The organism is Bacteroidia bacterium (genome assembly GCA_033391075.1).
GTDB lineage: Bacteria > Bacteroidota > Bacteroidia > J057 > J057 > JAWPMV01.
Window position 1 is genome coordinate 1,886,591 of record JAWPMV010000001.1, and the last position, 12,931, is coordinate 1,899,521.

General features: G+C 42.1%; 15 protein-coding genes. 12 read left to right on the top strand and 3 right to left on the bottom strand.

The window, feature by feature from the left end; all coding sequences use genetic code 11:
• Positions 1–6: 6 nt before the first annotated feature.
• The gene (locus R8P61_07535; protein MDW3646896.1) at positions 7–168 is read right to left on the bottom strand and encodes a DUF4295 domain-containing protein; all 162 of its coding nucleotides are present in this window, start codon (positions 166–168) and stop codon (positions 7–9) included.
• A gap of 35 nt (positions 169–203) precedes the next feature.
• On the bottom strand, positions 204–389 hold the full coding sequence (gene rpmG / locus R8P61_07540) for a 50S ribosomal protein L33 (protein ID MDW3646897.1): 186 nt from the start codon (positions 387–389) through the stop codon (positions 204–206).
• 241 nt (positions 390–630) lie between these two features.
• Here rpmG and R8P61_07545 point away from each other — a divergent pair, with 241 nt between their 5' ends.
• The gene (locus R8P61_07545) at positions 631–1,197 is read left to right on the top strand and encodes a hypothetical protein (GenBank protein ID MDW3646898.1); all 567 of its coding nucleotides are present in this window, start codon (positions 631–633) and stop codon (positions 1,195–1,197) included.
• Between the two features lie 112 nt (positions 1,198–1,309).
• Positions 1,310–1,801, top strand: coding sequence for a hypothetical protein (locus R8P61_07550; protein ID MDW3646899.1), 492 nt, complete (start codon positions 1,310–1,312; stop codon positions 1,799–1,801).
• Here R8P61_07550 and R8P61_07555 read toward each other — a convergent pair.
• Entirely contained in the window at positions 1,798–2,301 is a 504-nt protein-coding gene (locus R8P61_07555; protein ID MDW3646900.1) for a DUF6702 family protein, read from the bottom strand. The two genes, R8P61_07550 and R8P61_07555, sit on opposite strands and share 4 nt — an antisense overlap.
• A gap of 83 nt (positions 2,302–2,384) precedes the next feature.
• On the opposite strand from R8P61_07555, the gene R8P61_07560 reads away from it, so the two are divergent.
• From R8P61_07560 to R8P61_07605, 10 genes are all read left to right on the top strand, one after another.
• Positions 2,385–4,298 carry an ATP-dependent DNA helicase RecQ gene (locus R8P61_07560; protein MDW3646901.1) on the top strand — a complete coding sequence of 638 codons (1,914 nt, stop codon included), beginning with the start codon at positions 2,385–2,387 and terminating at the stop codon, positions 4,296–4,298.
• A 214-nt stretch (positions 4,299–4,512) separates the two neighbouring features.
• Positions 4,513–4,932, top strand: a complete 420-nt coding sequence (locus R8P61_07565; protein ID MDW3646902.1) for a YciI family protein — start codon at positions 4,513–4,515, stop codon at positions 4,930–4,932.
• Between the two features lie 66 nt (positions 4,933–4,998).
• The gene (locus R8P61_07570) at positions 4,999–7,587 is read left to right on the top strand and encodes a M14 family metallopeptidase (GenBank protein ID MDW3646903.1); all 2,589 of its coding nucleotides are present in this window, start codon (positions 4,999–5,001) and stop codon (positions 7,585–7,587) included.
• 145 nt (positions 7,588–7,732) lie between these two features.
• Positions 7,733–8,530 (top strand): alpha/beta fold hydrolase, encoded by a 798-nt coding sequence (locus R8P61_07575; protein ID MDW3646904.1) that lies wholly within the window; start codon positions 7,733–7,735, stop codon positions 8,528–8,530.
• Positions 8,531–8,683: 153 nt separating this feature from the next.
• Positions 8,684–9,523 (top strand): M20/M25/M40 family metallo-hydrolase, encoded by an 840-nt coding sequence (locus R8P61_07580; GenBank protein MDW3646905.1) that lies wholly within the window; start codon positions 8,684–8,686, stop codon positions 9,521–9,523.
• 30 nt (positions 9,524–9,553) lie between these two features.
• Positions 9,554–10,285 (top strand): DNA alkylation repair protein, encoded by a 732-nt coding sequence (locus tag R8P61_07585; GenBank protein ID MDW3646906.1) that lies wholly within the window; start codon positions 9,554–9,556, stop codon positions 10,283–10,285.
• Positions 10,263–11,168: a radical SAM protein gene (locus R8P61_07590; GenBank protein MDW3646907.1), complete on the top strand. Its 906-nt coding sequence runs from the start codon at positions 10,263–10,265 to the stop codon at positions 11,166–11,168. The genes R8P61_07585 and R8P61_07590 overlap by 23 nt, the downstream gene beginning before the upstream one ends.
• On the top strand, positions 11,165–12,034 hold the full coding sequence (locus R8P61_07595; protein MDW3646908.1) for an alpha/beta hydrolase: 870 nt from the start codon (positions 11,165–11,167) through the stop codon (positions 12,032–12,034). Before R8P61_07590 ends, R8P61_07595 begins: the two co-directional genes overlap by 4 nt.
• A complete protein-coding gene (locus R8P61_07600; GenBank protein ID MDW3646909.1) occupies positions 12,031–12,447 on the top strand; it encodes a VOC family protein in 417 nt (138 codons plus the stop codon). Before R8P61_07595 ends, R8P61_07600 begins: the two co-directional genes overlap by 4 nt.
• 3 nt (positions 12,448–12,450) lie before the next feature.
• Positions 12,451–12,909 (top strand): GNAT family N-acetyltransferase, encoded by a 459-nt coding sequence (locus R8P61_07605; protein ID MDW3646910.1) that lies wholly within the window; start codon positions 12,451–12,453, stop codon positions 12,907–12,909.
• Positions 12,910–12,931: the final 22 nt, after the last annotated feature.

A 12,931-nucleotide genomic window follows, 5' to 3' on the forward strand; every position in this document is an offset into this window, starting at 1 on the left:
TAAAGACTATTTCTGGTCTTTCAGAAAGTCTTTTACCATATCACTGGGAACAATATCCTCTTTGTAGGTATAGGCTCCGGTTTCAGGATTTTTTACCGCACGGATTACTTTGGTGAATCCTTTACTTTTTGATCTGTCGCGGTATCCAGCTACTACTTTCTTTGCCATGGTATTATATCTTTATTTCCCAAAAAGGGGTTAAACTATTTAATCTCTTTGTGGATGGTGTACTTTTTCAGAATCGGATTGTACTTCTTCAACTCCAATCTTCCGGTTGTATTTTTCCGGTTTTTGGTAGTGATGTAGCGTGAAGTCCCTGGTTTTCCTGAGTCTTTGTGCTCTGTACACTCCAGGATTACTTGATGTCTATTTGCTTTACTCTTTGCCATTTTCTTTTTATTTCGGTCTGCAAAATTAAGAAAAAATCTTGCTAAGAAAAACACATCGGTATAAAAATTGAAAGAAAAGAGGCAGCTTTTACTACCAAATGTGGTCTCATTAAGCAAATCGTAGTTTTTCCACTTCCCAAATACTTTCAAAAATAAATTATTTATACGTAATTTTATCCGTGTTAAATCCAATTCAACGGAATGCCGTAAAGAGGGTAAGTGATCCTGGATTTGAGAAAATATGAAATACCTACTCAACTTTAGCTTGATTCTTTGTCTGCTCCTGTTCGCATCATGCGAGAAGGGGAATGTGGAATTGGATAATGCGGGGGATGAATTCCTCTTTGTAACCATAGACGAACTCAGACACGATATGCCTCCACGCAGCATGAAATTGCTGGAACTGGAAAAAGGAGCACACAAGATCGTGATCCAGGACAAGGACGGTAAAAATCTCGAAGAAGATACCTTTGATGTTCAAAAAGGAGGTCTGCTCAATGCAGCTCGTCATAGTTATATTATATGGACGGACCTGTATTGGGCCAGTTCTTATGAAAATTCGAAACTAAGAGAAACCAAACTTCAGGAAGAACCCCTGGAAATAGATGGGCAGGAATATATAGGAGAGTTTGAAAAGCTGGATGCAGACAAACTCTATCTTGAATCTGCATGGGATTATGGCTTGGGAGAAGAATTTCCCGCTAGCCTATGGGGCTTAGAGTTCGCCCAGGAAAAATGGAGCATCAAGCGCAAAATTTTTCGGGAGAAAGAATTGGCGGAAGCTTATATGAAGTTGGTTAAGAGATAGAAAGAAGTGTTTGTGTGTTAGCGTCTTTGAGTATTAGGGTATTTCATCTACCCCCGCTTACACCCTAAAACACTAACAGCCAAACACCATCAACGTTAATAACGTTATCCTCATGAGATCCGGATCAAAATCCTTTCCCACTCGAAATGGCATTTGCCAGATTTTCACGGATCGCATCGAATTCCATGGAGAGGGCTTGAGTGCTCGCCTTTCCAATTGGTTATATAAAAAAGGCTTTAAAAGAGTATCGATCCTCTATGCCTTACTCTTTTTTGTCTTTTTGCTGGCCCTGTTTATTTCCCTCTGGATCGTCAATTACTTTCTTGCATTCTTCTTTTTTGGAGCTTCAATGGTAGCCTTATTTGGGCTTTGGACCAATCGACAGGTATCCCTGACTCCTATGATCATAAGGAGAGATATTGTAGAAGTGAACTTTCAACAGGCGGTGGAGGGGAAAGCACGTGCAAGTATGGAAATCCTCTTTGAAGAAGAGGGGAAGAAGTTCAAAAAACTGGTTTCTCTCCCTAGTCTCATGCAAAATGGGGCTGCCGTTGCAAATTCTGCTTACTGGATATTGAGGGATGAAGGTCTGATTAAAGACTAGAAGTTGAGTACATCCTTGCTCCTCCCTTTAAACAATCGAAGACTTTTTTCTTTGCCCGCTACCTTTACGTGAACAATATTTTGCTGACCTTCTAATTCATCGATCAACAAGGTGTTATCAATAGAAAATTCGCTGGGGAAAGCTACATCTTGATATTCGATATAGGACCAAATGACATCATCTACTACTTCCTTTCCTAAAAAGCTTCCTTCAACTTTTTCTCCATTTATACGAATGTCAATATGCTTTCTCAGGTAATTGTCTATTATATCATCGGCTCCTGCTTTTTCATTTTCCAGGCCGATGTATAAATCTTTTGCTCCGGCAGCTTCAAGTGCAGTTTCCAGATCATCGACAAAAATCTTGCAAGCGATCTCAAGACTCTTACTTTCTGAATTATAACCGATTTGACTTACACTTACATAAAAAGGATGAACAAAGCCGCTCAGAAGGAAAAAGGGAATGATATATAAGTAAGGGATTCGCAGAATCTTTTTCATGCACAAAAATAGTTATTTAATTTCGCTCAGACAGGAACAATCGACATCCCTGTCTTTTAAGCAAACGATCTGTATCTTTTTTTATGACAAGTGCACTTGAAATCCTGAATCGCTACTGGGGCTTTGAAAAATTCCGCCCCTTGCAAGAGGAGATAATACATGAGGTGCTTGCCGGAAAAGATAGCCTGGCATTGCTTCCTACAGGTGGCGGAAAATCTATTTGTTTTCAGGTACCAGCTATGATGCAGGACGGACTTACCATTGTGATTTCGCCCTTGATTGCGCTGATGAAGGATCAGGTTGAAAATCTGAACAAAAGAGGAATTGCAGCCACCTATATCAATAGTAGTTTGGGCTATAATCAAATAGACCAGAAACTGCAGGGGGCTATGGATGGAACCTATAAATTTCTATACCTGGCACCCGAACGCATTCAGAGTGATATGTTCCGAGCTCGTTTGCCCCAAATGCCGGTAAAACTTCTGGTAGTAGATGAAGCCCATTGTATCAGTCAATGGGGCTATGATTTTCGACCTGCCTATCTGAAAATTGCCAGCATCCGGGAGATTCTGCCAAAGGTTCCGACTATAGCGCTCACAGCTTCTGCACCTCCGGAAGTGAAAAAAGATATCCTGGAGAAGCTGGAAATGAAAAAGCCTTCCATTTTCGCCCAAAGTTTTAAAAGAGAAAACCTCCGTTATTTTGTATTTGAGGAAGAAAATGTAGCTAAAAGAATCCTAAGTATCGCTCAGCGAACTCAGGGAACAGGGATCATCTATGCCCGGACCCGAAAATTAACAGAAGCTTTGGCACTCATGCTTCAAAAAGAAGGGATTACGGCTATGGCCTATCATGGGGGGATGAAAAACTCGGAAAGAAATGAGGTGCAGAATGCCTGGCTGGAAGATAGAGTTCGTATCATGGTTGCTACCAATGCCTTTGGGATGGGGATTGACAAAGCAGATGTTCGATTTGTAGTTCATTACAATTTGCCCTTCGATTTGGAAAGTTATTATCAGGAAGCGGGTAGGGGAGGAAGAGATGGAAAGACTGCCCTGGCAATTGTTTTCAATAATGCACCGGATTTAGGGGAAATACAGCGTTGGTCTGACAATAAATATCCCGATTGGAAAGAATTGAAATCTCATTATGCACTGCTATGCAACTATTTCCGCATTTCCAGAGAGGGCTTGTCAGATCAGAGCCAGGAATTCGATATGCGAGAACTGTCAAAGCATACGGAGCAGCCTGCCCTTTCGCTTTATAATTCTCTCAAAGTGCTGCATAATGAAGGCATACTTCATTTGAATGAGGATAGCGATGATTTTTCCTATGTTCATTTTCTGGCCCAACCGGAAGATGTCATCATTTACAAAAAACAGCATCCCAGCATCGCTCCGGTAATCGAATTTATGTTGCGTATGCTTGGAGGAGAAACCTATAGCCGAGAAGTTCGATTTCTCCTGGATAATTGGGGCCGGCAACTGGATTTGCCCCCTTTAGATTTGCATCACCTGCTTATGCGTCTGATGCAGCATCGTATTTTGATCTACACGCCTGCTACAGACAAACCCATCATCCGCTTTTTGAGTCCCCGACACAATCTTTCCAAACAGGAACTCAATTGGGATAAATACACCTTTCTCCAGAAACAAAATGCTCGGCGACTGAAAGAAATGAAGACCTATGTACAGCAGACAGAATTATGCAGGAGTCTTTTTATTCAGCAGTATTTTGGGGAAAAGGATCATCAGCCTTGCGGAAAATGTGATGTCTGCATAGGTCGGAATAAAACAAAGGTCAATGATAAAGAGTATCAGGCCATTCAGCAAGCGATTATGGATCGTTTGAAGGCCGAGCATACTAGTTATCGCGACCTCTTATTGGAAGTTAAAGAGGGCTCCCCAGCTCAAAGAGAAAAAGTACTAAGGTACCTCATGGATAAAGGTCTGGTTCAGGTAAATGAGAAAGGAATCCTTTCACTTTCTGCTGGATAAGCCCTGCTTTTCTGCCAAATCAGGCTTGGTATCTGCATAAAATGAATTTGGCCTCGAAAGATCGGGAGAGAGTGATTATCTTTCTGAAACCATTTGAAAAAATACCATGCTACTAAAGAATTATTTACCTCAGATTTCAAACCTTCTTGTATTCATTCTTATCAGTTCTATCCTAAGTTTTACCTCCTGCCAGTCTCCTGCGCCTAAAGAAAAAATGACTGAAAAAACAAAAGCCACTACCTCTACAGAAGGCTTTGATCAGGCATTAGCAGAAAAATATGGTGCGGATGAATATGGAATGAAGAAATATGTCATGGCCTTTTTGAAAAGAGGTCCCAATCGCGACCTGGATTCTCTAAAAGCAGCCGAATTACAAGCCGCCCATATGGCTAACATTGGTAAAATGGCAGAGGCTGGTAAACTCGTACTGGCAGGACCATTTTTTGGCAATGATGATCTGCGAGGGATCTACATTTTTGATGTCCCAAGCATTGAAGAAGCAAAGGCTTTAACCGAATCTGATCCCGCTATTCAGGCTGGGAGTCTGGTTATGGAACTCAAAGAGTGGTACGGTTCTGCTGCTGTCGTTGGTATCAATGATGTACACCCCAAATTATCGAAAACACCGATATAGAAGTTGATCTAGCCTTCTAGAACAAAACTATTGCCCAGCTCTATACCCTTATTAACATCACTTGAAATGAAAACTATTAAACTACTACTATTAGTCAGTATTTGTTTCTGCATTCGCCTGCAAGCTCAGGTACCTAGTCCCGAGGATCATTATGGATTTCAAATGGGGGCTGATTATAAATTGGCGGATTACAGTCAAATGCTGGAATACTACGATAAGCTTGAAGCAAGCTCAGATCGGATCAAAAAGATTGAGATTGGTAAAAGTGTTTTGGGGAAACCCATGCTGCTGCTCTTTATTTCCAGCAAGGAAAATCTGGCAAAACTGGATGAGTACAAAAGAATGAATGCCGGCATTGCTCGCGCAAGGATCGATCAGGAAACCGCTGTCCAATATTCCAAGGAAAGTAAGGCCATTATTTGGATCGATGGAGGGATGCATGCTAGTGAGGCTGCCCATGCCCAAATGACCTCAGAATTGGCCTGGAAGGTCGCTACGGAGGAGTCAGATGAAATGAAAAAAATTCGTGATGAGGTTATTTTTCTCCTTATGCCTGTGATGAATCCTGATGGCCTGGATATCATCGTGGATTGGTACAGAAAGAATCTTGGTTCTCCCTATGAAACTACCAGCCCTCCTTGGCTTTATCATCACTATGTAGGCCATGATAATAACCGGGATTGGTTCATGAATAATATGCCCGAGACCTATCATGTAAATGAGGTGCTCTACAATGAATGGTATCCCCAAATTGTCTACAATCAGCATCAGACGGGACCCAGTTGGACGCGCATATTTGTTCCTCCATTTTCTGATCCGGTAAATCCTCGGATACATCCGGGTATTACTACAGGAACTAATCTCATTGGCTCTGCTATGGCCAATCGCTTTGCCATGAAGAATATGTCCGGAGTGGTTTCTCAGTTTCAGTATAGTATGTGGTGGAATGGTGGGGGACGTACAGCACCCTATTTTCATAATATGATTGGTATCCTGACTGAAACCAGTCACAGGACTCCTACGCCTCGCTACTATCCTCCGGATTCTGTGCCTTCCATGATAGGTGGGCGTAGAGGAGGAGTACTCACCAATGGAACCAAAGTATTTTATCCCTATCCCTGGGAGGCAGGAGAATCCCATTTCAGACAAGCCGTCGATTATATGCTGACAGGCTCTATGGCGGTACTCGACTATGCAGCCGACCGCAAAGAAGAACTGCTTTACAATATGTACAAAATGGGCAGGGATGCGATAGATGCTGTAGTATTGGATGAATTTTATGCCTATGTGATTCCTACTCAGCAGTGGGACAATAGAGAAGCTGTGAATCTGGTGAATGTACTCCGTCAGGGAGGAGTAGAGGTGCATCAGGCAGAATCGGATTTTATGGTGGGAGAAAAAGCATATAAAAAAGGTGCTTTCATCGCTTTTGCTGGCCAGGCTTTTCGCCCTTTTCTTGAGGATTTGATGGAAAAACAAAATTACCCGGATAAAAGAGAATATCCCGGTGGCCCTCCTGTACCTCCTTATGATTTGGCAGGTTGGACCTTGCCATATCAGATGGGCGTGACAGTAGATAAGATTGATGAGAAATTTGAAGTGGAAAGCAAGGAAATCAGCGGACGTGCTGAATTGCCCAATGGTTCTCTTACAAAAGGAAGAAGAGGATATAGAATCAGTGGAAAAAATAATGCATCCTTCGAGGCAGTCAATCAAATTCTGGCTTCAGGCGGGAGTGTTTCTCGGGTAGTGGAAAGTGCTGGAGAGTTTAAAGCAGGAGATTTCATTTGCCAGGATAAGAATACGGATGTACGAGGATTGTCAGAATCCTTAGGCCTGGATTTTAAGGGCTTCACCGGAAAAATCAAGGTCAAAAGCCAGGAACTGAAAAAACCCAAAATTGGTCTGTATAAATCCTGGGTATCCAATATGGATGAAGGCTGGACACGCTGGCTTTTGACAGAATATCACTTTGATTGGGATACCCTGCATGATGCAGACATGAAGAATCGTGATCTTAGTGAATTTGATGCCATCCTTATTCCTCACCAAAGTCCTGCTAGAATTCTAAATGGACATCGTGAAGGCTATATGCCTGAAGCATACACAGGAGGAATGGGACTGGAAGGTTCACTCAATCTAAAGAAATTTGTAGATGCCGGTGGAACCCTGATTACCTTTGATGCTGCCAGTGATTTTGCCATCGATCAATTGGGACTTCCGCTGACAAATCCCGTTCGAAATGTGTCGGATCGTTCCTTCTTCATTCCTGGTTCTCTGATTCGAACCACTATCAATACAGAGCATCCTCTGGCCTGGGGGATGCAGAAAGAAGTAGCAGCTTCTTTCAATCGCTCCCGTGCCTTCCGTATCAATGTGAAGCCCGCTAAAGGCGAAGGAGGGAATGAAACCACCGTAGCCAAAGCTCCACGACCTGAGGTCGATATCGTAGCTCGATACGCCAAGGATAAACTCCTTATGAGTGGATGGGCCAATGGAGAGAAAAGATATATCGGCAATAAAGCCGCCATGGTTCAAGTCGCTTATGGTGAGGGTAATGTTATCCTATTTGGTTTCCGTCCTCAGTTCCGCGGACAGCCAAGAGCAACGTATAAATTGCTGTTTAATGCGATTTATTCCTCTGTGATGGAATAGGAGGTGCGCAGGTATTCTAGTGTTCTTGTGTTCATGGGGAATTTTCTTGAACACAAGAACACGTCTTTTCCAACCTTTCCCTTTCAAATAGGTCTATTTTTTGAGCTATCTTATAGCGGATGATCAAAAGCTTTTAGACAGTCCTATGAAAGGCCTTGTGGGTGTATTAGTATTTATTCTCTTTCTCTATCTGGCAATATGTGCAATTATGTATGTATTCCAGGAGCGCTTGCTTTTCTTTCCGGAAAAACTGGCCAAGAACTATGATTTCCATGGGACCTATTATTCAGATTTTGAGGAGCTTTTTATTCCGGTAGAAGAAGGAATAAGCATCAATGGACTCTTATTCAAAAGTCCAGAAGATAAAGGCCTGGTTTTTTTCCTTCATGGAAATGCAGGTGCACTTAATAGTTGGGGAACAGGAGCTGATTTATATTTGGATCAGGGCTATGATGTCTTTTACCTGGATTACAGAGGCTATGGAAAAAGTGAAGGAGAAATCAAGAGTGAGAAGCAATTTGTGGAGGATGCCCAGAAAGCCTATGATCTGATGAAAGAGCGCTATGCCGAAGATCAAATCATCCTTTCAGGTACTTCTATCGGATCCGGCATAGCAACCCAATTGGCTGCTCGCAATCATCCTAAGTATCTTGTGCTTACCTCTCCCTATCAGGGTTTGCAGGAACTGATTCAGGAAAAATATCCCTTTATCCCCTCTTTCCTCATCAAATACAAACTTCAAAGCCATAGCTATCTCTCTCAAATCAATTGCCCCATTTCCATTTTTCATGGAAAGCAAGACAAATTGATTCCTTCCAGGCATGGGGAAAAGCTGGCAGCCCTTGATAAAAAAGTTGAGCTGCATATCATCGATGGCTACGGCCACAACGATCTTCTGATCAGTCCCGAATATCAGCGTGAGATGCAAGGTATTTTAAACTAAACTTTCTTCTGCCAGAGTACACATACAGGCTTTCAAAGTTTGGACAGAAGCCGGGATGGAGCCATAGGCTAAAATCGAATAATTCAGGGATCCTTTACCTCTACTACTCAAACATAATTTTGACAGCTTTTGTACCATTTTTTTTGTAAAAAAATGGCAAAACTCCCCAAAAATATAAAGGAGATAATCGTGAGACTAATAGACATAATCGCCCAATTAGAAAAAATCAAAGACAGAGAAAGATATGACTGGATCATAAAATACCTCATGTCTCAGCAAATCAAACCCTCCATACATAGTTACAAAACAGGAAAAAATATTTTCATCAAATCTCGCAGCTATCCCTTCATCGGCATAGGTTCGCATTATGATACAGTACCTCTTACGCCTGGAGCCAATGACAATGCTTCTGCTATTGTGGTTTGCCTGGAACTCGCACAGCGATTAAAGAGGAATCCCCTCAAGAATCTGGGTTGTGAGATTTATTTTTTCGATGAAGAAGAAAAAGGCCTTCTGGGATCTATGGCCTGGATTGAAGAGAAAGGCCTCAAAGGCATGTTAGGATTTTTGAATATGGAAATGGTAGGAAGTGGCGATCAGTTTGCCATTTGGCCCGTTAGAGAGGAGAAACAGACACCATTATTGAGGACCTTTGAACAAAATGCGAAGAAGTTGGGAATTCCTACACATCGGATCGATCGAATTGTGATGAATACTGCCGATCACGAAAGTTTCAATATCGCCGGTATGGAAGATGCCTTTACTATATCCTGTATTTGCGAAAAGGACCTGGAAGTAGCATATCATTACTATCGAGCCCTGGAATTTGAGGTCTCTCATCAAACTCTCTACGAAATTATGTCTCAGGCTCCCATTTTCGAACACTATCATCAAGCCAGCGACCGAAGTGTAAATCTTTCCGAAACTAGTCTGCAAATGACAGTCGATGCCATTTGGGAAAGCCTCCAGGATATGGATGCAAATTATCGCTGATCACAAGCAGCTTTTCACTAACTTCAAATCATGAAGGTCATCAGTAGAAAACCCATAGTCCGGGCAGAAGTGGAAGCTTCCCTATTAGCCTATGAGTCTGGAGGTTTATCTTCATTGGTAAAGGAATTGGATGAAAGGCTTTTACAGCTTAAAGTCCGCTTCCCGTTATTGGAGTATGCATCTGAATTGCTATTTGAAGCCATAGAAGATGAGGTGCAAATCCCTTTTTGTGATAGAATTTCAGCTTTGGCGCGGGAAGGGGGAAATGTGGTTCTGGGAAAAATGCTGCAATTAAGATTGGAATTGCACTATCAGGAATCTCTGGAAAAAGCTGCATACTATATAGCAAGCGGTCGAGCCTGGTATGTGAGTGATTTGATAGGCGAAAGGGTATTTGGAGTGGCTTTGCTTAACTTCCCGGAAAGGAGTCTGAAAGCGATACATAAACTAGCGACTCATCCCAGTCATTGGGTCTTGCGCGCTTTAGGAGCAGGCAGTCATTATGCAGTTAAAAAAGGACTGGAAAAAGATTGGGCAGAAAAGCTGTTCCAATTTTTACTTACGCTCGCTGCTCACCAAGACCGGGAAGTAAGAAGAGGCATTGGCTGGGCGGCGAAGACAAGTGCGAGATTTCATCCGGAAATCATTGAGCTTTATAAGGAAAAAATTGAAGATCAGGCAAAAGTGGATAATTGGTTTCGGAGAAAAGTAAATATGGGACTGGAAAGAAACGCCTATTATGCCCAGAGAGATAGAGGTTAAATCTGTGCTCAACAAGAGCAAGAAGCGCGACAGCTGGTTTTTGAGTGATTATTCCTTCAATCCCTATAGCAGCTGTGCCTTCAACTGTTTGTACTGTTATATACGAGGAAGCAAATACGGTGAAAACCTGGAGACAAGCCTGGCTGTCAAAATAAATTCGATCGAAATCCTGGAAAAACAATTGGCCAGCAGAGCAAAAAAGGGGCAATATGGGTACATCGTACTTTCCTCTGCTACCGACCCTTATCTGAAACTTGAAAAAGAGTATAAACTTAGCCGCAAAGCTCTTGAACTCATCCATGCCTATCGCTTTCCTGTTCACATGATCACGAAGTCGGATCTCATCTTGAGGGATCTGGATATATTGGAGAAAATAGATCGCGATGCACATATACCGGAAGGCCTGCAAGCTCATATCAGAAATGGCTGTATCATCAGCTTTTCTTTCTCCTTCCTCAATGATGAATATGGAAAAATATTTGAACCCGGTGCTACCCCCAGCTCCCAAAGATTAAAGGCTTTGCAAGAAGTACTGTCCCAGGGCTTTCTGGCGGGAGTCAGTTTGATGCCTTTGCTACCTTTTATTTCCGATACAACAGAACATTTGGACCTTCTCTTTTCCACCTTCAAAGAAAGCAAAGTCCGCTATGTGCTTCCTGCAAGCACTACACTCTATGGAGAGGGAAAAGCTGATAGCAAAACCCTGATGATGCGAGCCATTCGCAAACATTTTCCTAAGCTCGAAAAAAGGTATTTAAAATATTTTTCTGATGGACCAGAAATGCCTGTTTATTATCGAAATGCATTTTACCAGAAAATGAAAGATATTTGTCAGGAGTATCAAATTCATGATGCCATTTTAAAAGCGTCTCGATTTTCATGAAAAAGTTGACTATCCTATTCATTTTTAGTCTTTTGATTGCGGCCTGTACTCCAGGTATTCCCGAGCGAATACAAGGGGCTGCTACTTTAGGTCCCAATTCAATAAACTATGAACTGAGTGGCAAAGGCAAAACTCTGGTGCTTATTCATGGTGGGGGAGTTGATTACCGCATGTGGGATCGACAGATAGATGCATGGGAAAATGAATTCCAGATTCTCCGATATGATATTCGGGGACATGGGGAATCCACTTTCGAAGATAATGGCCCTCCGGATGTAGAAGATCTCATTAGCCTAAGCAATGAACTGGGAATAGAAAAGTTTAGCCTCGCTGGATTGTCCCTGGGGGGCATTTTGGCAACCGATTTTACCCTGGCCTATCCCAATAAAGTCGAAAAACTGATTTTACTATCTCCAGGACTCAGTGGAGTACAAGAACAGGATACTACTTACCTGAAACCGCTTAAGGAAATGGTTCAGGCGCTTCAGGAAGGAAATAATGAGAAGGCCATTGAATCCATTGTAGATATGACCTTCAAAGGTAAAAGAAACGAAAGAGTAAAAGGCTTTGAGGAAGAACAGGATTATTTGAGAGAAACTTTTGCAAATTATATGGCTAGCCCCAATTCTGCTCGTCCTATTCAACTCATCAACCCGGCTCCTCTAAATCGACTTAGAGATATTCAATGTCCTACCTTGATTATAGAAGGAAAGCAGGACCTGGATTATATGGCGAAAAATGCACAAATTCTGCATGACTCCATTCCAAATTCATCCCTGATAGAGTTGCCAAATGCTGGCCATATGGTAAATGTAGAGGCAGAAGCAGAGGTCAATAATGCCATTCGTGATTTTCTGAAAAAATGAAACTCCCGGAAATAGATATACGCTTTTTGGACCATGTGGCAATTCGGGTAAAAGACCTGGAAGTATCAGCCAATTGGTATGAGCAAGTTTTAGGCTTGAAAAGAAAGGAAGTCCCGGAATGGCAGCCTTTTCCCATTTTCCTTTTAGCCGCTAAAACAGGAATAGCCTTATTTCCTGCCGAAGAGGAGGAACCCCTTTTGGATCAAACTTCTCGAAATGTAAAAATAGACCATTTTGCTTTTCAAATTCCCTATGAGAATTTTGCATCTGCTCAGAAAAGGTATGAAAAACTGGGGCTGGAGTATGAGGTACAGGATCACCATTATTTCCATTCTATCTATACACGAGATCCAGATGGACATAAAGTAGAGCTGACAGCTTTGGTGAAGGGAAAGGAGAACTTTTATTTATAAACTATGATCATCAATTTTAGAAAAGCCCAAAGGGAAGATGTCAAACACATTGTCGCAATGCTGGCCAATGATAAGCTGGGAAAACTCAGAGAGGATTATCGCGATCCTTTACCGGATACTTATTATCAAGCTTTTGAGGCAATTGATTCCGATTCCAATCAGGAATTGATGGTTGTCGAAAATACGGAATTGGAAGTGATCGGTACCTTGCAACTGAGTTTTATTCCCTATCTCACCTATCAGGGTGGCGTCAGGGCTCAAATCGAAGCCGTTCGTATCCGTGAGGATATGCGGGGAGGAGGAATAGGAGAAATGCTCTTTCGATGGGCCATAGATCGTGCACGAGAAAAAAGGGCACATGTTTTACAATTAACCACTGATAAAAAACGTCCGGAAGCCAAACGGTTTTATGAGAAATTGGGCTTTCAGGCATCTCATGAAGGGATGAAATTGCATTTTTAAGCAGTATTTTAACAAATTGATT